General features: G+C 67.1%; 20 protein-coding genes. 13 read left to right on the forward strand and 7 right to left on the reverse strand.

The genetic code is table 11. The annotated features are described in order from the left end of the window. Positions 1 to 90: 90 nt before the first annotated feature. Both AC1DBQ_RS02460 and ptsP read right to left on the reverse strand, forming a co-directional pair. Positions 91 to 510 (reverse strand): helix-turn-helix domain-containing protein, encoded by a 420-nt coding sequence (locus AC1DBQ_RS02460; protein WP_476926979.1) that lies wholly within the window; start codon positions 508 to 510, stop codon positions 91 to 93. 82 nt (positions 511 to 592) lie between these two features. Continuing rightward, positions 593 to 2,278: a phosphoenolpyruvate--protein phosphotransferase gene (gene ptsP / locus AC1DBQ_RS02465; protein ID WP_476926980.1), complete on the reverse strand. Its 1,686-nt coding sequence runs from the start codon at positions 2,276 to 2,278 to the stop codon at positions 593 to 595. A 184-nt stretch (positions 2,279 to 2,462) separates the two neighbouring features. Here ptsP and AC1DBQ_RS02470 point away from each other — a divergent pair, with 184 nt between their 5' ends. The 5 genes from AC1DBQ_RS02470 (at position 2,463) to AC1DBQ_RS02490 (ending at position 8,330) form a co-directional block, all read left to right on the forward strand. After that, on the forward strand, positions 2,463 to 3,191 hold the full coding sequence (locus tag AC1DBQ_RS02470; RefSeq protein WP_476926981.1) for a TetR/AcrR family transcriptional regulator: 729 nt from the start codon (positions 2,463 to 2,465) through the stop codon (positions 3,189 to 3,191). A gap of 58 nt (positions 3,192 to 3,249) precedes the next feature. Further along, a complete protein-coding gene (locus AC1DBQ_RS02475; protein WP_476926982.1) occupies positions 3,250 to 5,238 on the forward strand; it encodes a PTS mannitol transporter subunit IICBA in 1,989 nt (662 codons plus the stop codon). Next, the gene (locus tag AC1DBQ_RS02480) at positions 5,238 to 6,386 is read left to right on the forward strand and encodes a mannitol-1-phosphate 5-dehydrogenase (RefSeq protein ID WP_476926983.1); all 1,149 of its coding nucleotides are present in this window, start codon (positions 5,238 to 5,240) and stop codon (positions 6,384 to 6,386) included. The genes AC1DBQ_RS02475 and AC1DBQ_RS02480 overlap by 1 nt, the downstream gene beginning before the upstream one ends. A 195-nt stretch (positions 6,387 to 6,581) precedes the next feature. Then, the gene (locus tag AC1DBQ_RS02485; RefSeq protein ID WP_476926984.1) at positions 6,582 to 7,064 is read left to right on the forward strand and encodes a MarR family transcriptional regulator; all 483 of its coding nucleotides are present in this window, start codon (positions 6,582 to 6,584) and stop codon (positions 7,062 to 7,064) included. A gap of 39 nt (positions 7,065 to 7,103) precedes the next feature. Further along, a complete protein-coding gene (locus tag AC1DBQ_RS02490; protein WP_476926985.1) occupies positions 7,104 to 8,330 on the forward strand; it encodes an MFS transporter in 1,227 nt (408 codons plus the stop codon). Between the two features lie 78 nt (positions 8,331 to 8,408). On the opposite strand, the gene AC1DBQ_RS02495 is transcribed toward AC1DBQ_RS02490, so the two are convergent. From AC1DBQ_RS02495 to rraA, 3 genes are all read right to left on the reverse strand, one after another. Further along, positions 8,409 to 9,860 (reverse strand): sugar porter family MFS transporter, encoded by a 1,452-nt coding sequence (locus AC1DBQ_RS02495; protein WP_476926986.1) that lies wholly within the window; start codon positions 9,858 to 9,860, stop codon positions 8,409 to 8,411. Between the two features lie 179 nt (positions 9,861 to 10,039). Next, complete coding sequence (locus tag AC1DBQ_RS02500) at positions 10,040 to 11,698, reverse strand: MDR family MFS transporter (protein WP_476926987.1); 1,659 nt, start codon at positions 11,696 to 11,698, stop codon at positions 10,040 to 10,042. A 103-nt stretch (positions 11,699 to 11,801) separates the two neighbouring features. Next, complete coding sequence (rraA, locus tag AC1DBQ_RS02505) at positions 11,802 to 12,278, reverse strand: ribonuclease E activity regulator RraA (RefSeq protein ID WP_476926988.1); 477 nt, start codon at positions 12,276 to 12,278, stop codon at positions 11,802 to 11,804. 205 nt (positions 12,279 to 12,483) lie between these two features. On the opposite strand from rraA, the gene AC1DBQ_RS02510 reads away from it, so the two are divergent. The 6 genes from AC1DBQ_RS02510 (at position 12,484) to AC1DBQ_RS02535 (ending at position 18,099) form a co-directional block, all read left to right on the forward strand. Continuing rightward, positions 12,484 to 13,749 (forward strand): MFS transporter, encoded by a 1,266-nt coding sequence (locus AC1DBQ_RS02510; protein WP_476926989.1) that lies wholly within the window; start codon positions 12,484 to 12,486, stop codon positions 13,747 to 13,749. A 181-nt stretch (positions 13,750 to 13,930) separates the two neighbouring features. Then, positions 13,931 to 14,488, forward strand: a complete 558-nt coding sequence (locus tag AC1DBQ_RS02515) for a TetR/AcrR family transcriptional regulator (protein WP_476926990.1) — start codon at positions 13,931 to 13,933, stop codon at positions 14,486 to 14,488. Between the two features lie 292 nt (positions 14,489 to 14,780). Continuing rightward, positions 14,781 to 15,992 (forward strand): NAD(P)-dependent malic enzyme, encoded by a 1,212-nt coding sequence (locus AC1DBQ_RS02520; protein ID WP_476926991.1) that lies wholly within the window; start codon positions 14,781 to 14,783, stop codon positions 15,990 to 15,992. Positions 15,993 to 16,065: 73 nt separating this feature from the next. After that, the gene (locus tag AC1DBQ_RS02525; RefSeq protein WP_476926992.1) at positions 16,066 to 16,566 is read left to right on the forward strand and encodes a DUF456 domain-containing protein; all 501 of its coding nucleotides are present in this window, start codon (positions 16,066 to 16,068) and stop codon (positions 16,564 to 16,566) included. A gap of 32 nt (positions 16,567 to 16,598) precedes the next feature. Next, positions 16,599 to 17,660, forward strand: a complete 1,062-nt coding sequence (locus AC1DBQ_RS02530) for a hypothetical protein (protein ID WP_476926993.1) — start codon at positions 16,599 to 16,601, stop codon at positions 17,658 to 17,660. Positions 17,661 to 17,742: 82 nt separating this feature from the next. After that, the gene (locus tag AC1DBQ_RS02535; RefSeq protein ID WP_476926994.1) at positions 17,743 to 18,099 is read left to right on the forward strand and encodes a nuclear transport factor 2 family protein; all 357 of its coding nucleotides are present in this window, start codon (positions 17,743 to 17,745) and stop codon (positions 18,097 to 18,099) included. 22 nt (positions 18,100 to 18,121) lie between these two features. Here the strand turns inward: AC1DBQ_RS02535 and AC1DBQ_RS02540 are convergent, their stop codons facing one another. Beyond that, positions 18,122 to 18,784 (reverse strand): LysE family translocator, encoded by a 663-nt coding sequence (locus AC1DBQ_RS02540; RefSeq protein WP_476926995.1) that lies wholly within the window; start codon positions 18,782 to 18,784, stop codon positions 18,122 to 18,124. A gap of 118 nt (positions 18,785 to 18,902) precedes the next feature. On the opposite strand from AC1DBQ_RS02540, the gene AC1DBQ_RS02545 reads away from it, so the two are divergent. Continuing rightward, complete coding sequence (locus AC1DBQ_RS02545) at positions 18,903 to 19,358, forward strand: Lrp/AsnC family transcriptional regulator (protein WP_476926996.1); 456 nt, start codon at positions 18,903 to 18,905, stop codon at positions 19,356 to 19,358. Positions 19,359 to 19,398: 40 nt separating this feature from the next. On the opposite strand, the gene AC1DBQ_RS02550 is transcribed toward AC1DBQ_RS02545, so the two are convergent. Further along, positions 19,399 to 19,857, reverse strand: coding sequence for an Lrp/AsnC family transcriptional regulator (locus tag AC1DBQ_RS02550; RefSeq protein WP_476927015.1), 459 nt, complete (start codon positions 19,855 to 19,857; stop codon positions 19,399 to 19,401). A 337-nt stretch (positions 19,858 to 20,194) separates the two neighbouring features. Between AC1DBQ_RS02550 and gluQRS the strand changes: the two genes are divergently transcribed. Continuing rightward, entirely contained in the window at positions 20,195 to 21,076 is an 882-nt protein-coding gene (gene gluQRS, locus AC1DBQ_RS02555; RefSeq protein ID WP_476926997.1) for a tRNA glutamyl-Q(34) synthetase GluQRS, read from the forward strand. Positions 21,077 to 21,079 lie beyond the last annotated feature (3 nt).

Genomic DNA, 21,079 nt, shown 5'->3' on the forward strand with positions numbered 1-21,079 from the left:
CAATTCAAGAGTAACCCGCGGCCTTTCTGTGTTTCGGCGACGGAGTGTGATCGTTGCTTGATCCTTATCACTGCTTCATGAATCGCCTGTTTATGAAGCAACTGGGCCGTCATCCTGGCCGGGCAGGGTACCTGCGCCCGTACTATTCTTCTTCTGCGTTTCGAGCCAGGCCATGATGTCGGCCAGCCGGATCCGCCGGTGCGTTCCGCGGTACTCCACCGGAATCTCGCCGCGATCGGTCATGTTCCGCAGATACGTGTGCGAGATCCCCGCCAGCTCCGCGGCCCGCGACGTCGTCAGCATCTCCTCGACGCTGCTGACCGTGACGGCCTCGCCGCGGCTGAAGCGGCCCAGCATATCGACGACGGCGTCCCTCGCCGCGGGCGGGAGGCGGTGGACGGTGCCGTCCACGAACACCGTGATGTCGTGGCTGCCGTCGAGGGCGTACTTGAGTTTATCGGCGTCCTCGGCCGGAAGGCYGACCGTCACCCGGGGAGCTATCAGTGCCATGAGTGCATCCTAGCGGCTGCATTCTGGCGGCTGGATCCGCTGGCGGGGACGCCGGCGGATCCAGCCGTTGGAGCTTCGTCTGTTACAGCCCGAGATCCTCCAGGACCGGCAGCTTGGCACGGACCCAGGCCCGGGCCTCCGTTGCGCTCGGCGCGGACAGGGCCAGCTTGGCCAGCTCCTGGGCTTCGGCCAGGGTGACGGTCTTCAGTACGGCGGCGACGGCCGCGATGGAGCGCGCCGTCATGGACAGTGTGGTGACGCCCAGGCCCGTGAGGACGACGGCGAGGGCCGGGTCCGCAGCGGCMTCGCCGCACACGCCCACGGGCTTGTCGTGGCCCTCGGCCCGTGAGCCCTCCACAGTCAGGCCCACGAGCCGCAGCACGGCCGGCTGCCAGGGCGTGTTGAGGGCGGCCAGCGGGCCGAGCTGGCGGTCCGCGGCCATGGCGTACTGGGTGAGGTCKTTGGTGCCCAGGCTCGCGAAGCCGACCTCGCGGAGGATGGCCTCGGCGGTGAGCGCCGCGGACGGGACCTCCACCATGACGCCGGGGGTCTTGATCCCCGCCGCGGCACACAGCGAGGCGAAGCGGGCCGCCTCCTCCGCGGTGGAAATCATCGGGGCCATCACCCAGACGTCGGCTTCGGAGGACTGTTCGGCCAAGGCGATCGCCTGCAGCTGGCGCTCCAGGACCCCCGGCGTGGTGAAGTCGGTCCGGTAGCCGCGGACACCCAGGGCCGGGTTGGGCTCGGTGGCGTCGGTCAGGAACGGCAGCGGCTTGTCAGCGCCGGCATCGAGCGTGCGGAGCACCACTTTCTTGCCCGGGAAGGCATCGAAGACGCCCTTGTAGGCAGCGGCCTGCTCCTCCACGGTCGGTTCGGTGTCCCTTTCGAGGAAGCAGAACTCGGTCCGGAACAGGCCCACGCCCTGGGCGTTGAGCCCGGCCGCGGCTACGGCGTCTTTGGCGCCCCCGACGTTGGCCAGAAGCGGGACCAAGTGACCGTCCGCCGTCGTGCCCGTCCCGTCAAAGGCGGCCAGCAGCGACGCGGTCGCGGCCCAGTGGGCCGCGGCGGCGCGCTGACTCTCCCCGGGCTCCGCGGTGATGAGCCCGGCCGCGCCGTCCACGTACACCTCGGTGCCGTCGGCGAGCTCATCGACTCCGGTGGCGGCCACGACGGCGGGAAGGCCCAGCGAGCGGGCAATGATCGCGGTGTGGGACTGCGGACCGCCGCCGGCGGTGACCAAGGCCAGGATCTTCTCCGGATCCAGGGTGGCGGTGTCGGCCGGGGCCAGGTCCTCGGCGATGAGGATGAAGGGAGTGGCAGACACGGGAATGCCTGGCGCGGGCACTCCGCGCAGTTCTGCCACGATCCGGGACCGGACATCCAGGACGTCGGTGGCGCGCTCGGCCATGTAGCCGCCCAGGTTGTGCAGCATTTCCGAGACGGAGGCGCCGGCTTCCCAGATCGCCCGCTGCCCCGACGTGCCGCGGCCGATCAGCTTGGTGGCGGATTTGAGCAGCATGGTGTCGGTGGCCATGAGGGCCGTGGCCTCGAGCACAGCCTTGCCGTCGCCGGTGACGGTCTCGGCGCGGGCCTTGAGCTCGTCGTGGACCGCCTTGGCCGCGGCCTTCAGTGCCGCCGTCGCCTCTTCGGCCGTGACGCCGGCGGGCAGCTGCTCTCCGGCGGGCGGTTCGCTGATCGGTTTGGGCATCTGGCGGACGGTGCCGATGATGCGGCCGGGGMTAACGCCTACTCCTGGGAAGTTCTGCACTGAAGGTCCTCATTCTCTGTCGTAGGCCAATGGCCACTAAGCCGGTAAACCAGGTGCCGCCGCTGATCCTGCTGATCATTCATGCCTGCGGCTGACGGCTACGTCAGCGGCGGATCACGGCACCTGCAAAAATTGTATGTGATGTAGTTCATATAGCGTTGCTATAGGTGCTAGGGTAGCGGTTATGAGTATCGATGGCCAGCTACCACCCAAAGCCCGGCTGCTGCGTGCGGCCGCCGAGCTGCTGGCCAACTCCGGCGGGTCCGCGGTCTCGACCCGCCAGATCACCCAATTGGCCGGTGTCACGGCACCGACCCTGTACCACCACTTTGGCGACAAGGAAGGGCTGTTTGACGCCGTCGTCGCAGCAGGTTTTGACGAATATGTCGCAGGCGAACGCGACTTCGCGCCCTCTGGCCAGCCGCTGGAGGACATCCGGAGGATGTGGGACAACCACGTGCAGTTCGGGCTGAAACAGCCGGAGCTGTACCTCGTCATGTTTGGCAACATCCGCCCTGAGAGCAGGCCGGCGATCGTCGCCGATGCCGAGGCCCTCATGGAGGAGATGCTCAACAAGGCGGCCGTCTCCGGCCAGCTCAACGTCCCGCCCCGGGAGGCAGCCAGGTCCATCCTGGCGGCCAACGTGGGCGTGACCCTCATGTTGATCGCGGAAAAGGCGCCCGAACGCAACCTCGAGCTGTCCACCATGACCCGCGACGCCATGATCTTTGCGGTTTCCACGGAACAGGCCCGGACCAACGAATCTGCAGACGACGGAAAGTCCTCCGTGGTTGTGGCGGCAATCGCATTGAACGCAGCACTCCAGGCGTCCCACTCGGACCAGCTCTCCAGTTCGGAACTCAAGCTCTTCCTCGAATGGCTCCACCGGATCTCCACCAGCTCCACCAGCTAGCTCGGCGAAATTATCGGACCATCCTGCAAAGCAGCGGGAACGACGGTTAGGAATTCACATGGCAACAGAGACAGTTGCGAAACCAAAGACCAGCGTGCGGGTACACGTCCAGAAATTCGGGACGTTCCTGTCCGGAATGATCATGCCCAACATCGGCGCGTTTATCGCCTGGGGCTTCATCACGGCGCTCTTCATCCCGGCGGGCTTCTTCCCCAATGCAGAGCTCGCCAAGCTTGTCGGGCCGATCATCACGTACCTGCTCCCGCTCCTGATCGGCTACACCGGCGGCCGGATGGTCTACGGCGTCCGCGCCGGCGTGGTGGGTGCCGTGGCCACCATGGGTGTGATCGTCGGTACCGACATCCCCATGTTCATCGGCGCCATGGCGCTGGGTCCCCTCACGGCCTGGCTCATGATGAAGGTCGACAAGATCTGGGAAGGCCGCGTCAAGCCCGGCTTCGAGATGCTGATCGACAACTTCTCGGCCGGCATCCTGGCCGCCATCATGGCGGTCGTCGGCATGCTGGTGGTCGGGCCCGTCGTGAAGGCCTTCAGCAACGGCGCCAGCGCCGTGGTCGAGTGGCTGGTCGCGAACGGTCTGTTGCCCTTCACCAGCATCTTCATCGAACCCGCGAAGGTCCTGTTTCTGAACAACGCCGTCAACCACGGCATCCTCACCCCGCTGGGCACTCAGCAGGCGCTCGAGCAGGGCAAGTCCATCCTGTTCCTGCTCGAAGCCAACCCCGGTCCGGGCTTMGGCATCCTGCTMGCCTACAGCTTCTTCGGCAAGGGTCTGGCCAGGGCGTCCGMGCCGGGCGCGGCAGTGATCCAGTTCGTCGGCGGCATCCATGAGATCTACTTGCCGTACGTGCTGATGAAGCCGATGATGATCTTCGCCGCAATCGGCGGCGGCATGACCGGCATCTTCACCCTGGTGGTCACCGGTGCCGGCCTCCGTTCCCCGGCCGCCCCGGGCAGCATCATCGCGGTTTACGCCGCAACTGCCCGCGACAGCTACGTCGGCGTGACACTCTCCGTGCTGTTCGCCACCACGGTGTCCTTCCTCATCGCCTCGGTGATCCTCAAAGCCAGCAAGGCAACCGCGGAAGACGACCTCGACGAGGCCACCCACCGGATGGAAGCCCTGAAGGGCAAGAAGAGCTCGGTTGCCTCTGCCCTGACTGGTGCCGGCATGAACGCCGGCGGTGTCGCGGTCCTCGCGGGTCCGGTCAAGAACATCGTCTTCGCCTGCGACGCCGGCATGGGCTCCAGCGCGATGGGCGCCTCGGTGCTGCGCAACAAAATCAAGGCTGCTGGCTTCGCGGACGTCAAGGTCACCAACTCGGCAATCGCCAACCTCAGCGACACCTAYGACGTCGTCATCACCCACCAGGACCTGACCGAGCGGGCCAAACCCGCCACGGCCAGCGCGGTGCACGTGTCCGTGKACAACTTCATGAACAGCCCGCGGTACGACGAGATCGTGGAGCTGGTCAGGGCCAGCAACACGGACGGGGGAGAGGCTCCCGACGCCGGTGCTCCGGCTGCCGCGTCTCCTGCCGTCGGCGGCACGCCGGAAGCCACCGCTGAGGCTCCCGCCGACGAGGCCGGCCCGGCGGGCATTCTCGTGGCCGAAAGCGTCATCCTCAGCGGCACCGCAACCACGCGGGACGCCGCGATCGACGAGGCCGGGCAGCTCCTGCTGGACCGCGGCGCCGTCGACTCCGGCTACCTGGACGCCATGCACGAACGCGAGGAATCCGTCTCCACCTACATGGGCAGCTACCTCGCGATCCCGCACGGCACCAACGCCGCGAAGGACCACATCATGAAGTCCGCGGTGTCGGTGATCCGCTACCCGAACGGCATCGACTGGAACGGCAAGGAAGTGAAGTTCGTGGTCGGCGTCGCCGGCATCAACAACGAACACCTCCAGATCCTGTCCTCGATCGCCAAGGTCTTCACCAACAAGGCACAGGTCGCGCAGCTTGAAGCGGCCACCACGGTTGACGAAGTCCTGGCCCTCTTCGGAAAGGTCAACTCCTAGTGAAGGCTGTTCATTTCGGAGCCGGAAACATCGGGCGCGGATTCGTGGGCCTGCTGCTGCACGATGCCGGGTATGAGGTGGTATTCGCCGACGTCGCGGACGCCCTCATCACCCAGCTGGCTGCCGCGGACAGCTACCAGGTCCACGAGGTGGGAGACAACCCCGCCGTCCGGACCGTCGACAACTTCCGCGCGCTGAACTCCGGCACCCAGGAAGCCGACGTCGTCGCGGAAATCGCGACGGCGGACATCGTCACCACCGCCGTGGGGCCGCACATCCTGAAATTCGTGGCGCCCGTGATCGCCAAGGGGATCGCGGCCCGCGCGGCCGGGCTGGGGCCGCTGCAGGTGATGGCGTGCGAGAACGCCATCAATGCGACCGACATCCTGAAAGCCGAAGTCGCGGCCCAGTGGGATCCGGCCGCCGGATCCCTGGACGCTGCCGCGGTGTTCGCCAACACGGCGGTGGACCGGATTGTGCCCAACCAGGAGGCCGGCCAGGGCCTGGACGTCACGGTGGAGACGTTCTACGAGTGGGTGATCGACCGTACCCCGTTCGCCGGGAAAGAGCCGGTCATTCCGGGGGCKACCTTCGTTGACGACCTCGAACCTTACATCGAGCGGAAGCTGTTCACGGTGAACACCKGCCACGCGGCGGCGGCCTACTTCGGTTTCGAGGCGGGCCTGGGCAAGATTTCCGAGGCTATGGCCGATCAGGACGTMGCGGCMGACGTCCGCGCCGTCCTGGACGAAACCAAGGAGCTCCTGGTGGCCAAGCACGGTTTCAACCGCGAGGAGCAGGAGGCCTACGTGGAGAAAATTCTGGGCCGCTTCTCCAACCCGCACTTGCCGGACACTGTCACCCGGGTGGGCCGTGCCCCGCTGCGCAAACTCAGCCGGCACGAACGCTTCATCGGCCCCGCCGCCGAGCTGGCTGAACGCGGGATTGTCCCGGAGGCACTGCTCGGGGCGATCGCCTCCGCCCTGCGCTTCAACGATCCGGCCGATGCCGAGGCCGTGGAGCTGGCGAAAATCCTGTCCGCATCCACGCCCGACGAGGCCACGGAGAAGATCACGGGCCTGGCGCCGGGCCACCCGCTCTTCGCTCCCGTCTCGTCCCTCATTGAGGAAGCCAAGGCGGTCGTCTAGCCTTCTTCGATAACGCCGAGCATTAAACGCCGACGCCGTAACTCACCTGAGTTGCGGCGTCGGCGTGTTTAATCCCCCGTCACCCGCCGTTGCGCTATCACTTATGGCTGGTATGCGCCGGTTTTAGCGACCATAAGTGATAGGGCAACCCCTCTCATTGACCATTAGGGCGCCTAACTGTTAGGCTACCTAACTATGAACGCTGAACCGGCCGACGCAAGCCTCCTCGCACTCGCCCAGGACTTCCGCGAGGCCCTTCGCCACAGCATCTACCTGGTCCGCCGCCTCGACGCCGACGGCGAACTGAGTGCCGCGCAGCTCAGCACCCTCAAGATGCTGATGGACACCGGGCCCGCGTCCGCCGGGGCTGGCCCCTCCGGCTCCGGAGTGCGCGTGGGCGAAATCGCCCGGAACCTCGGCGTCAAAGTGCCCAGCGCCACCGAACAGATCATCAAGCTCGAGCGCGCAGGCCTCGCCCGCCGGGAACCGGACCCCAACGACTCCCGCGCTGTCCGCGTCACCCTCACCCGAGAGGGCCGCGCCGCCGTCGAGTCCGCCAATGAGCGTCGCAACACCGTCATGGCCGGCATCCTCTCGTCCCTTTCGGACGACGACCGCGCCGCGCTTGCGGCCGCGCTGCCGGTCATCGGGAAGATCAATGCGACCCTCCAGGCCTGATACTCATCCACAAATTCCAATCACTTAGGAGTGCCCCCCATGCACGGCCAGTCCGCCGACATACTGCCGGCAGCGGAAGTTACCCTCGAGGCCGAGAAAGCCTCACTACTCAAACAGCCCAAAGCGGTGTGGGCGACGGCCCTCGCAGCCGTGTTCGCCTTCATGGGAATCGGCCTGGTGGACCCCATCCTGCCCGCGATCGCCAAGAACCTGGACGCCTCGCCGAGCCAGGTGTCGCTGCTCTTCACGAGCTATTTCCTGGTGACCGCCGTMGCCATGCTGATCACCGGCTACGTCTCGTCCCGGATCGGCGGGAAGCGGACGCTGCTGATCGGACTGGCGGTGATCGTCGTCTTCGCCTCACTGTCCGGCACCTCGGTCAGCGTGGCTGAACTCATCGGCTTCCGCGCCGGCTGGGGACTGGGCAACGCCCTGTTCGTGGCCACGGCGCTGGCCGTGATCGTCGGCGTCGCAAGTGGCGGCGCCGGTACGGCAATCATCCTCTACGAGGCCGCCCTGGGTCTGGGCATTTCCCTCGGCCCGCTCCTGGGCGCATTGCTCGGCGGCTGGCAGTGGCGCGCACCGTTCTTCKGCACCGCCGTGCTCATGGCCTCGGCGTTTGTCGCTCTCATTGCCTTGCTGCCCAAGACCCCGCTGCCCGAGCGCAAGGTCCGTCTCCGGGATCCGTTGCTGGCCTTGGGACACAAGGGGCTCAKGACGACGGCGGCCAGTGGCCTCTTCTACAACTACGGCTTCTTCACCGTCCTCGCCTTCACGCCCTTCATCCTGGGYWTGGACGCCTACGGAATCGGCGGGGTGTTCTTCGGCTGGGGCGTCGCCGTCGCTGTCTTCTCAGTGTTTGTTGCTCCCKTGCTGCAGAACCGCTTCGGAGCTGTCCGGGTCCTCACCGGCACCCTGTTCCTGCTGATGCTGGACCTTGTGGGACTGGGCTTGTCCGCCGGGCACTCGGTGCCCGCCGTCGTGGTGCTCGTGGTCATTTCGGGGGCGCTCCTGGGCGTCAACAACACGATCTACACCGAACTGGCCATGGGTGTTTCCGATTCGCCGCGGCCTGTCGCCTCCGCCGGCTACAACTTCGTGCGCTGGATGGGCGGTGCCCTGGCACCGTTCGCCGCCGCGCAACTGGGCGAGCACTTCGGCCCGGAAGTGCCGTTCTACACCGGTGCAGTGGCCATGGTGGTGGCTATTGCCGTGGTCTTCGGCGGACGCCGCTACCTGGCAGCGCACGAGCGGCACGTGGTCTAGCGAGCCGAGGTAACAGAAACGCCCATGTTCCGCGGAACATGGGCGTTTCTGTTACCCTCTGCGCGTGCAGGGGAGGCCTTAGGCCTTGGCGGAATCCTTCGCGGATCCCTTGGGCACGAACAGCGTCTCGGCCTGTTCCAGGGACATCCCGTTGGTTTCGGGCACCTTGAACATGACGAAGAAGAACGACGCGGCGGCGAACAGCGCGTACATGGCGTACGTCAGGGGCAGCGAGGCCGCGGCCATGACGGGGAAGCTCAGCGTGATGGCGAAGTTGGCGATCCACTGGGCGGCAKCGGCCAGGCCGAGGGCGCGGGCCCGGATCCGGGAGGGGAAGATTTCGCCCAGCAGCACCCACACCAGCGGGCCCCACGAGGCGCCGAAGCTGATAACGAAGACGTTGGCGGCCACCAGGGCCGCGGGACCCCACGCGCCGGGCAGCGTGATGGCGTCACCGGAGCCGGTGGCCGAGCCGAAGGCCAGGGCCATGGTGCCCAGCGAGAAGGCCATGACGATGGAACCCGCCAGCAGGATGGGGCGGCGGCCGATCCGGTCCACGAGGGCRATCGCGACCAGCGTMACCAGGATGTTCGTGACGGCGGTGGCCACGGAGATCGTCAGGGAATCCTTTTCCTGGAAGCCCACGGCCTTCCACAAGGTGGTGGAGTAGTAGAAGATCACGTTGATGCCGACGAACTGCTGCAGCACGGACAGGACGATGCCGACCCAGACTACCGGTTTCAAGCCCAGGACGTTACCGCGCAGGGACCCCTTCTTGCCTGCAAGCTTGTCCTCCTCGATGGCCTCCTTGATCTCGCGCAGGTGGCGGTCGGTGTCCTCGCTGGGGGCAATCGACCGGAAGACCTCGAGGGCCTCGTCGTCCTTGCCCTTGAAGACCAGGAAGCKCGGGGACTCCGGCAGCGTAAAGGCGATCCAGCCGTAGATGACGGCGGGGACAGCTCCGGCCAGGAACATCCAGCGCCAGGCCTCGATGCCGGCCCACAGGTTCTGGTCCGCGCCGCCGGCGGTGTTGGCGAAGACGGCGTCGGAGAGCAGGGCGGCAAAGATGCCGGTGGTGATGGMGAGCTGCTGGAGCGAGGCCAGGCGGCCGCGGACGTGGCGCGGCGAGATTTCGGAGATGTAGGCCGGTGCGATCACCGATGCCAGCCCGATGCCCAGGCCGCCGATCARGCGCCAGAAGATCAGGTCCCAGACGCCGAAGCAGAAGCCGGTGCCGATGGCGCTGGCCAGGAACAGCACGGCGCCCAGCTTCATGGCCGGGATCCGGCCGTAGCGGTCGGCCACCTTGCCCGCGAGGTAGGCGCCGGCCGCGCAGCCAAGCAGGGCCACGGCGACGGCGAAGCCGGTCACGGCCTCGCTGAGTGCGAACTCTTCCTTGATGGCATCGACGGCGCCGTTGACCACCGATGAGTCGAAGCCGAAGAGGAAGCCGCCGACGGCGCCMGCCACGGCCAGCCAAATGACCCGTTTGGGGATCTTGGCGGTGGTCTGGTCCTGGGTGATGGTCATAAGGCTCCCTCGGCAACTCGCGGTCCACGGCCTGCGCCGCAGCTACCAAGTCTTACACCGGACCCGGTGCGGTGCCTGTCACAAGGCCGGAAAATGAGAGCAAGCTTACATTGCAGGAAAACAGCGACGGCAGGCAGTCCAAGAGACTGCCTGCCGTGACGCATTACTGCATTGAAGCTCTAGTGGGTGGCGGCCGCGGCGCTCTCCCTGGAGACCGTCTTCGGGTCCGTGAGTTTCTTGTTCGGCAGGGCGAAGGTGATCAGGAAGGCGATGCCGGTGAGGACAGCGGCCGTGAGCATGACGGCGTCGATCGACTGCGCGAAGCCMTCCGTGATGGKGCGGGTCAGCGTCGAATTGGCCGTGTGCAGCCAGCTGGTGTCATTCAGCGAGTCATTGCTGGCGCCGTTCTTKAAGAAGTCGTAGAGCTTGGCGTTGGCGGGGTCGGCAGCCACGGCTGGATCCTTTAGCACCTTGAGGTATTCAGGGTCCTGCACGGCGGCCTTCATGCCGGTGGCGATCTTGTCGGCGGCGAGGCTGAAGAGCATGGAGATGAACACGGCCGTTCCAACCGCGCCGCCCATGGACCGGAAGAACGCGGCGGCGGAGGTGCCTACACCCATGTCCTTCGACGGAACGGAGACCTGCATGGCCAGCGTCAGGGGCTGCATGCAGAAGCCCAGGCCCAGGCCGAAGAACACGGCGATGACACCGGGGACCCACAGCGGCGTGTCAACGCCGAGGGAGAGGCCCATGACGACGGCGGCGACGGTCAGGACCGCGGTGCCTAGGATCGGGAAGATCCGGTACGTGCCCGACGCCGAGATGGTCCGGCCGGCCGTGATGGAGCCGGTGAGGATGCCAACGGTGAAGGTGATCATCATGAGGCCGGCCTCGGTGGGAGTCAGGCCCTTGACCAGCTGCAGATACATCGGAAGCATCGCGATGGCGCCGAACATGCCGATGCCGATGATGAAGTTCAGCAGCGAGGACAGGCCGAAGGTGATGTTCTGGAACAGCCGCAGCGGGATCAGCGCGTAGTCAGCGGCACGCTTTTCGGCCAGCAGGAAGGCAATGATGCCCACAAGGCCCAGTCCGTAGCAGATGAAGGCATTGGTGGAGCTCCAGCCCCAGGTGCGGCCCTGTTCGGCGACGAGGAGGAGCGGCACGATCGCCAGGGTGATGGCGGCGGCGCCCCAGTAGTCGATCTTCTGCTTCACATGCTTGGCGGGGAGGTGCAGGTACATGAACACCACAGTGAGGGCGGCGATGCCGATCGGCAGGTTGATGAGGAACACCCAGCGCCAGCCGTCGATTCCGAGGATGGTCTCGGTGCCTGCGAAGGCGCCGCCGATTACCGGGCCCAGGACGGAGGAGACGCCGAAGACGGACATGAAGTAGCCCTGGTACTTGGCGCGGTCCTTGAGCGCCACGATGTCGCCGATGATCGTCAGGGCGAGGGCCAGAAGGCCGCCGGCGCCCATGCCCTGGATGCCGCGGGCGATCGCGAGTTCGGTCATGGAGTGGACCKATCCGGCATAGAGCGAGCCGGCGAGGAAGATCAGGATGGCGATGAGGTACAGCGGGCGGCGCCCGAAGATGTCGCTGAGCTTGCCGTAGAGCGGCGTGCTCACCGTGGAGGTGATGAGGTAGGCGGTGGTGGCCCAGGCCTGCAGGGACAGGCCGTCGAGGTCGTTTGCGATCGTGTAGATCGAGGTGGACACGATCGTCTGGTCCAGCGAGGACAGGAACATGCCGAGCATGAGTCCCACCATGACGGTGATGGTCTGACGGTGGGTCAGGACCTCTCCTGCGGCGCGCACGGAGGTGGTTTTGGACATKACTGCTCCAAGGGGAAGTGTGGGGATCAAGCTGATAGTTGCTTTCAGTAACTATGTTACTGGCAGATTTGTTCCCGCTACTACCGTCCGAAGAAGAAAGTCCTCAGCGCTCCACCAGAATTCCGTCCGGATCGCACCAGATCATCGCGCCGGGGCGGATGGTCACGCCGCCGATCTCCAGGGGGACATCCACTGCCCCGGCTCCTTCTTTGGCGCTCTTGCGCGGGTTGCTGCCGAGCGCCTTCACCCCGAGCGGCAGCCCCGCGATGGCGAGCCGGTCCCGGATGGCCCCGTTAATGACGACGCCGGCCCAGCCGTTAGCGACGGCGCTCGCCGCGATCATGTCCCCCATCAGTGCAGTGCGGAGGGACCCGGCGCCGTCGACCACCAGGACGGAGCCACTGCCGGGAGTGGCCAGCAGGGACTTGACCAGCGCGTTGTCCTCGAAGCACCGGATGGTCCGGACCGGTCCGCTGAAGTGCGTGCGGCCGCCCAGGGACTGGAACTGCGCGGACACGGAGTCGAGCTCCTCGCCGCGCTCATCGTAAAGGTCTGCGGTATTGATGGCGGAAGCGTTCACGGTCACTCCTTGGGTGTTGGAAACAGGTGTTGGCTGAGGGTGTCATCCCTGAGACTCGCACATGCCCGGCTCCCGTGCCACCGCGGACAGTCGGCCGGGCAAATCCGCCGGGCATCCCTGCTGCGCAACTCCGCCGCGCAACGTTGCCGCGATAGTCTGGCTCCGCACTGATACATATGCCTGATCATCAGTTCCAGGGGGAGCCATGAGCATGTCCGATACCACCGCGCCGGCGCTCGCCGAGCCCGAGCACCGCGTCCGGCCCGTCTGGACCGCAGGGGTGGTGCTGGTCAACGTCGGCATCAACGCGGCATTCTTCGGCCCGATCCAGGTGCTCCTCGGCCAGCAGGCGGCAGCCTTCAGCGAACCGGACAAGGAAGCCATCCTCGCCCTCGTAACAGGCGCAGGGGCGGCCGTCTCGCTCGTCGCCAACCCTCTCGTGGGTGCATTCAGTGACCGCACCACCGCGCKCCGGGGCCGCCGGGTGCCGTGGGTGATTTTCGGCGCCATCCTGGGCGCCGCGGCACTGATCGCGCTGGCGGGCGCTCCTAATGTCGCCGTCATGACGCTGCTCTGGTGCCTCGTCCAGGCCGGCTGCAACGGCGCCTACGCGGCCATCACCGCGGCCATCCCGGACCGGGTGCCCGTCCCGCAGCGAGGCACGGTGGGCGGGCTGGCTGCCATGGGGCAGACAGTCGGGATCCTGGCCGGGGCAGTGATCGCCGCCGCCGTCACCGGAGACTTCGCCGCCGGGTACCTCGTCTGCGCGGTGGCGCTGCTTGCGGGCGTCGTGCTGTATTACTTCAAGAACGACGACGTCCCGCTGCCTGCGCAGGTCCGGCCGCCGTTCAGCCTGGCCGGGTTTGTGCGGGGCTTTTGGATTTCCCCGGCTCGCCACCCGGATTTCGCCTGGGCGTGGCTGACGCGGCTGCTGGTGAACATCGGCAACCACATGGTCACCCTTTATCTGCTGTTTTTCCTCAACGACGCCGTCCGGGTCCGCGAAACCCAGGGCATCGAGCCTGAGTTTGGCGTCCTGATCCTGACCGGCCTCTACGCGGTCATGGTGATCGCCACCAGCGTGGTGGGCGGCCGGCTGAGCGATCGCCTKGGCCGCCGGAAACCGCTGGTCATCATCTCGTCAGCCGTGATCGCTGCGGCCTCCCTCATCCTTGCGTTTGCGCCCACGTGGCCGGGCGCGCTGATCGGGGCTTCGGTGCTGGGGATMGGCTTCGGCTGCTACTTGGCGGTGGACTTCGCGCTCATCACCCAGGTGCTTCCCACGGCACTGGACCGGGGCAAGGATCTCGGCGTCATTAACATCGCCAACTCGCTGCCCCAAGTGATCGCCCCGCTCATCGCATTTCCGTTTGTGGCTCTCTGGGGCGGCTATGTCTCGCTGTATGTGGCGGCCGCCGTAATCGGGCTTCTGGGCGCCGTGTTCGTGGTGAAGATCAAGGGCGTGGACTGAGCCGGGCTCGTCCCCTTCCGGGGCTCCTGCGGCCCCGGCTGACTCGCCGGACGCCCGGTTTCGTGGCGTATAGTGGACGGCAATTGCCGCGGCAGCGCTGTGGGGGGATAGCTCCCGGCTGCCGAGAAAAACGACCCCCGGAACGCTGCTGATGCCTGACTTTCCCTCAGATCTTCCACCGATGGCCCCTCCCCCCACCCTGCCCCGGCAACGGCTCCGCTACGTGCGGATCCTGGACGTTGCCGCAGGGTTTGCCCGTAAGGGCCTGGACTCCGTAGTCCTTTCCGAGGTGGCGGCCAAGGCGGATGTTCCCTTGGGGACGCTGTACCGCTACTTCCCCTCGGCCACCCAGCTGGTCCTGGCGCTGTACCGCAAGCAACTGGGCGAACTCCTCGCGGGGAGCTCGCCGGCGGCGGGAAAAGCTTCGGCCCAGGCCCTGGTGGGGGTCGTGATGGAGATTTTCCACATGCGCCTCATGCAGCCTGCCGTGGAGCAGAGCCTCAACCGTGCGGTCTACGTCAAGGACACGGACACCACCCGGCTGCTCCGCGAGATCGATGCGACAGCCGAAAAGGCAGTGACGGCCGCGTGCGGCGACGCCGCCGTCGCCAGGGTCCTGTTGCTGACGGTCACCGGGCTGGTCCAGGCCGTCCGCTGCCGCCGGCTGTCCCTCTTCGAAGCCGAAGAGGACCTCAAGAAAGCCTGTTCGCTTCTGCAGGGGGCACGACAGGCCGCGTAACTGGTCTAGAMCGGCGGAGCCAAAAATCCTCCATGCGCGTGATCTAAGTCACATAATATGTCGGGCAAACGTTTCACCATCGCGCGKAATGACTGCAGCGCCCCCTCATCGGCAGGGCGCATTGTCTACCATGGCTAGACCGGAGAAGGCTGACGCCAGCAACTCCCGGGGGTTCCACCGGCGACCGCCACCTCTGGTTGCCGCCGACGCCCCCGACAGACCACCTTGAGCACCTGACGTGCTCAAGCTTCCATGTRCCGTGCGCCCACGGTGATTCCCAGGAGACAACGACGTGTCCACTGAAACGATCATTCCCGCCGATTCCGCTTCCCCGGCCGAGACAGTTGCCGCGCTCAGCGACGAGGAAATCTTCGCATCCCACCAGGGCGGCAAGCTGTCGATTTCCAGCACTGTCCCGCTTGCCAGCAAGCGCGACCTCTCCATCGCCTACACGCCCGGCGTCGCCCAGGTCAGCCGCGCCATCCACGCCAACCCGGAGCTCGCCAAGACGCTCACGTGGGCCCAGCGCCTCGTGGTCGTCGTCAGCGACGGCACGGCCGTGCTGGGCCTGGGTAACATCGGGGCCAGCGCCTCGCTGCCCGTGATGGAGGGCAAGTCCGCGCTCTTCAAGGCCTTCGGAGAGCTCGACTCCATCCCGCTGGTCCTGAACACCACCGACGTCGACGAAATCGTCGAGACGCTCGTCCGGCTGCGCCCGAGCTTCGGCGCCGTCAACCTCGAGGACGTCGCCGCACCCCGCTGCTTCGAACTCGAAGAAAAGCTCATCGAGGCGCTGGACTGCCCGGTCATGCACGATGACCAGCACGGCACCGCCGTCGTGGTCCTCGCCGCCCTGACCAACGCCGCCAAGGTGACCGGCCGGAAGCTCGAGAGCCTGCGCGCGGTGGTCTCCGGCGCCGGAGCCGCCGGCATCGCCGTCGCCGAAATCCTGCTGACGGCCGGGATCGGCGACGTCGTCCTCCTGGACTCCCGCGGTGCGATCAGCAAGGACCGCGGGGACATCGCCGCGGATCCGGCCAGCAAGAAGGCCGAGCTCGCCGCCCGCAGCAACCCGCGCGGCGTGACCGGCGGCCCCGGCGAGGCGCTGCTCGGCGCCGACGTGTTCGTCGGCGTCTCTTCCTCGAAGCTGGACGAGGAGCACCTGAAGCTGATGAACCACAGCTMGATCGTGTTCGCCCTGTCCAACCCGGACCCGGAAGTTCTGCCGGAGGTCGCCAGCAAGTACGCGGCCGTTGTGGCCACCGGCCGCAGCGACTTCCCGAACCAGATCAACAACGTCCTGGCCTTCCCCGGCATCTTCCGCGGAGCCCTGGACGCCGGCGCCCGCCGGATCACCCCGGCTATGAAGCTCGCCGCGGCCCGTGCCATCGCCGAACTCGCCGACGACGACCTGTCCGCCGACTACATCGTGCCCAGCCCGCTTGACCCCAGGGTTGCCCCGGCGGTCTCCGCAGCCGTCGCCGCGGCGGTCGAAGCCGAGTAGCCACAGCTGACCAAACGACGACGGCGGCGCTTCCTTGGGGGGAGCGCCGCCGTCGCCGTTCTAGACTGGGGCCATGAACCCCGAGAGTGCCGTGACCGTGCTGTGCGGMCTCGCCATCCTGGTGGGCGTGGCCGGAACCATCATCCCCGTGCTGCCGGGCAGCATCCTGATCGGGCTGAGCCTGTTCGCCTGGGCGCTGTGKGGCGGCGCCGGAACCACGGGCTGGGTGGTTTTCGGGATCGGCCTGACCTTCGTCCTGGCCGGCATGGCCGCCAGCACCGTGCTGACCGGCCGGAAACTCAAGCAGCACAGCATCCMGAGCCGTTCCGTGATGGTGGGGCTGGTGCTGGGCGTGGCCGGCATGTTCATCATCCCCGTCGTCGGGCTGTTCGTGGGCTTCGCCGCCGGACTTCTGCTCAGCGAGCTGCAGCGTACGCGGGTGTTCAGTACCGCCGTGGCCTCGAGTTGGGCGGCGCTGAAGGCCACGGGCCTTGGCATGATCGTGGAATTCGGCCTCGCCTGCCTTTCCGCGAGCACCTGGGTGATCGGCCTCTGGGTGGCCGCGGCCGMCTAGCAGGGGCCGGCCGGTCCTACTACCATGAGGGAATGAGCGCCGCATCTGGCGAATCCGCCCACCTGAAGCCCAGTGTTCCTAGCCCCACGGGCCCKATCCGCACGGGTCCCATCCCCGCCGGCGGGTCCCGGGGGCAGGGCAGGCCGTATACCGAAACCCGCGATCTGACCCCCTTCCGCAAAGCCGTGGTCCGGACGCCCGTCCGCGGCCTGGCCGGCAACGTGGGCGGTGTGGTGACCGGACTCATGGCGGGCCGGGTCCCGGGGACGCTGGCCGCGGAGGGCGGGGTGCCCCGCCTAGGCAAAGTGGCCGGCCGGATGCCGGGGAAGACGGCGAAGGCCGTGCACTCCGCCGTCTTCGGCAGCACCGAGCCGGACAGGCTGATTGCCCTGGCCCGCACCTACCCTGGCTGGTCCGGGCTTTGCTATCTGATGGCCGGGCTGCTGGCGTACTCACACGGCGGTCATCTGCGTGCCTCCGAGCTCCTGCAGCATGGCCTGAGCCTCCGGAACGACGCCGACGCCAACCGCTACGCCGCCGTGTACCTGGCCGGTGTGCTCACCAGGGTGGAGGTGGCGGAACGGGTTGAGGTTCCTGTGCTCTTCAGCGAGGAGGCCGTGGTTCTGGCCCTGTCGCATTCCCTGCGCGAGACCGGCCAGACGGAGGAGGCCCTGGCGGCGCTGGCCGGCCTGCCGCCGTCGTTGCCTCTGGCTCTGGCCCGGTGTTCCCTTGCGGCAGAGCTGGGACACGACGTTGACGTGGTGGCGGACACTGAGGGGCTGCTGAACGCGGACGATCTGGCTGCCGCGCTATTGCTGGTGCGGTCCCGGTCCCTCCGCAGACTCGGATCCTACGGCGCGTCCCGTTCCGCCCTTCAGGAGGTCCTGCGGCGCCGCAAGACGCACTTGGCGCTGCGCAGCGACGCACTCACGGACCAGGCCTTGCTCATTCTGGAAGCGGGCCGCAAAACCCTCGGCGGCCTGGAATGGCAGCKCCGGAAACCGGCGMAGTCGGAGATCGTGAAGGCCGCCCGCAAGGACGCGGAACTGCATGAACTTTGGGACCGCGAATACGGCGGCGCTGACGAGGACTGACAGGTCACCGGGCCCGCTTGGTGGCCAAATCCACGTATCCACTACCCTTRCGGGCCTCCGTGGCGGGGAGTACAAACGAGGCATGAGAGATGCTGTGGCGCGCTGGATGCAGCACTACATCACGGCGTGGACGACGAACGATCCCGAGGACATCCGGGCGCTGTTCACCGAGGACGCCATCTATGCGACGAGCCCCCAGGAGGCCGAACCCTGGCGCGGCCGGGAAGACATCGTCGAGCACTGGCTCGCCGGGCGCGACGAGCCGGATGACTGGATGTTCGAGTGGAAGCTGCTTGGGGTCGACGGCGGCCGGGCATTCGTACAGGGCCTGACCACCTACCGCGGCAACAGCCGAAGTTATGACAACCTGTGGATCATCCAGCTCACCGCGGACGGCCGCGCGTCGTCCTTCACCGAGTGGTACATGCAGCGCAAATAGCCTCTGCCATGGATTCGCTGGCTCAGGCGCGGCTCATCGCCGCGCTGACGGCGGGCACGATTTGTTCAGCGAGCAGCATGGCGCCCAGGATCAGCATGATGATCCCGCTGGCCAGCGTCACCTGACGGGCGGCGCCCGGCCGCGCGTGCAGCAGTTTCCGGGCCAGAAGGGCCACGCAGCTGTAGATGACGCCCACGAGCAGCACGAAGGTGAGCCCGAGCAAGCCCGACTGGACCGGAACAGGCAGCGCGGCGTCCGGGCTGACGAACTGCGGCACCAGGGCCACGAAGAACAGCAGTCCCTTGGGATTGATCCCGCTGATGCCGATGCCCTGGAGGAAGATCCGGAACTGGCTCGCGGGGGCCGCCGCCGGGGGAGCGTCCGTGCCGGTGCTGAAGGTGGCGCCGCGCCAGGACCGCAGGGTGCTGTAGCCCAGCCACAGCAGGTAGAGGGCGCCCGCCGCCGTCAGCCAGCCGAGCACGCCGGGCATCCCGGCCAGCAGTGCCGCCAGTCCCAGCACCAGGAGCACGGTGTGCAGGGCGTAGCCGCCGCACAGCCCGGCGACGGCGGGAGCGAAGCTGCGCTGCCTCAGCCCCGCAGCAATCGAGTACGCCCAGTCGACGCCGGGGGTGCAGGCCAGGGCGACGGCGACAACCAGGAAGGCGAGGAAAAGCTGGGGGTTCACGGCAGGCTCCAGGGGATGCAGTACCTCGTAGCAGGTATAGGGAAAACTCTAGGCAAATCCGGCCCGGAAGTGTTCGCCTATTTACCGAAGAATCGCCCCTCTCCGGTAAGATTCTTGCGTGATTGACAACATTGACAGAAGTATTTTGCGCCACCTCCAAATGGACGGGCGAATGACCGCCACGGCGCTGGCCTCGAAGGTCGGGCTGACCGTGGCCCCCTGTCATCGCCGGCTGCGGGATCTGGAGGCCGCGGGGATCATCCGGGGCTACCGGGCGGACATCGATCCGGCCGCTGTCGGGCTCGGCTTCGAGGCCATCGTGTTCGTGACGCTGCGCCAGGTGGACCGATCGACGATGGAGATCTTCGAGAACCGGGTAGCGGACAACCCGAACATCGTCGAAGCCCAGCGTCTCTTCGGCTCGCCGGACTATCTGCTCAAGGTCATCGCAGAGGATCTTCCGTCCTACCAGCGCTTCTACGACAGCGAACTGACCTCCCTTCCCGGCGTCGAACGCCTGACGTCCACGCTGGTCATGAAGAACCTGAAGTCCAACGCMGGGCCGCCGGTCTGAGCGGGGATTTCGAGGCTGCCGGGCTGCCGGGCTGCCGGGCTCAGGCGTCCAGGAGTMCCGTCGTCCGGTAGGGGATGACTTCGCGCAGGAACATGCTCGTTGACGTCCGGACGATGCCGGGACACAGCCGGATTTCCTCGGACACGCGGTAGAGGTCGTCCGGGCTCTTGGCCACCACCCGGATCAGGAGGTCGGTGTCCCCGGCCGGGGCATGGCATTCGAGCACCTCGGGGATGTTGCGCAGGGCCGCGATCGCCTCGTTGAGGTGGCTCTGGTCCAGTTCCGCGCTCACCGCAGCCGCCACGCCTCGGCCCAGGGCGGACGGCAGGACCCGGCTGCTGTTCGGCCGGAGCGCGCCCGACGCCGACATCCGCTCCAGGCGGGACTGCACAGTGCCCCGTGCCAGGCCCAGCTTTTGCGCCAGCAGCATGACCGGCACGCGGGGATCGTCATCCAGTGCGGCGAGGATCCGCCGGTCGGTCGCGTCGAGCTCCTGCAAAATGACCACTTCCTGTTCACTCTCCCGGCCGAAGTTGATCAGACTGACTACTCCGGGCCCAGTCCGTTGCACCAACTGTAGGTCTTCTGCTCAAATGATGACAACAAAGGGACGCGGCCACCGCCACGGTCCCGAAGGCTACAGGAACCCCGGCACACCACCCGGACCCTGGATGAGGCTCCCGCAAGGAACCTGCCGCTGACTGACTCTTGTTCACGCATCGTCATTCCGCACAGCGCACCACAACACGGCAAGAGCCCCTGAGCTACCGACGTCGGATGTCCCGAAGTCATCGGTAGCTGAGGGGCTCTTGTTCTGCCCGGCATAGGCTGGACCCATGACGTCTGCCGGCCGCTTCGCCCCCAGCCCCTCCGGCGAACTTCACGTCGGCAACCTCCGGACGGCCATCCTGGCGTGGCTCTTTGCCCGGTCCACGGGGCGGCGCTTCCTGATGCGGGTGGAGGACCTGGACCGGGCCCGGGCCGGTGCCGAGGCGGAGCAGCTCCGCGATCTTGCGGCGATCGGCGTGACCTGGGACGGCGGCGTCGTGCGCCAGACGGACCGTGAGCACCTGTATGCCGAGGCGGTCGCACAGTTGACTGCAGCCGGCCTGACCTACGAGTGCTTCTGCACGCGCCGCGAAATCCAGGAGGCCCCGTCCGCGCCGCACGCCCCGCTGGGCGCCTACCCGGGAACCTGCCGGAACCTGAGCGACGCGGAGCGGGACGCCAGGCGGGCCGCCCGGCCGGCGGCGGTCCGGCTCCGCGCCGCCGTGGCCGAGACGACGGTGCGGGACGTGCTCCACGGCGACTACACCGGAGTGGTGGACGACTTCGTGCTCCGGCGCAACGACGGCGTGACCGCCTACAACCTCGCCGTGGTGGTGGACGATGCCATGCAGGGCATCGACCAGGTGGTCCGCGGGGACGACCTACTGCCCTCCACGCCGCGCCAGGCCTACCTGGCATCGCTCCTAAATATGCCCGTTCCGGAATATGCACATGTTCCGCTGGTGCTGAACTCCGACGGCGCCCGGCTGGCCAAGCGCGACGGCGCCGTTACGCTCGCGGACCTGGCACGGGCCGGCGTTGGAGCCGATGAGGTCCGGGACATCCTGCTGGCATCCCTCGGGCTTCCCGCCGGCCCGCTTGCCGGTGCCCTTGCCGTGTTCGACCCGGCCGCGCTGCCACGGGCGCCCTGGGTGTGGCCCGKCGCGTAGGCT

It is taken from the genome of Arthrobacter sp. 10T413_2 (assembly GCF_056394205.1).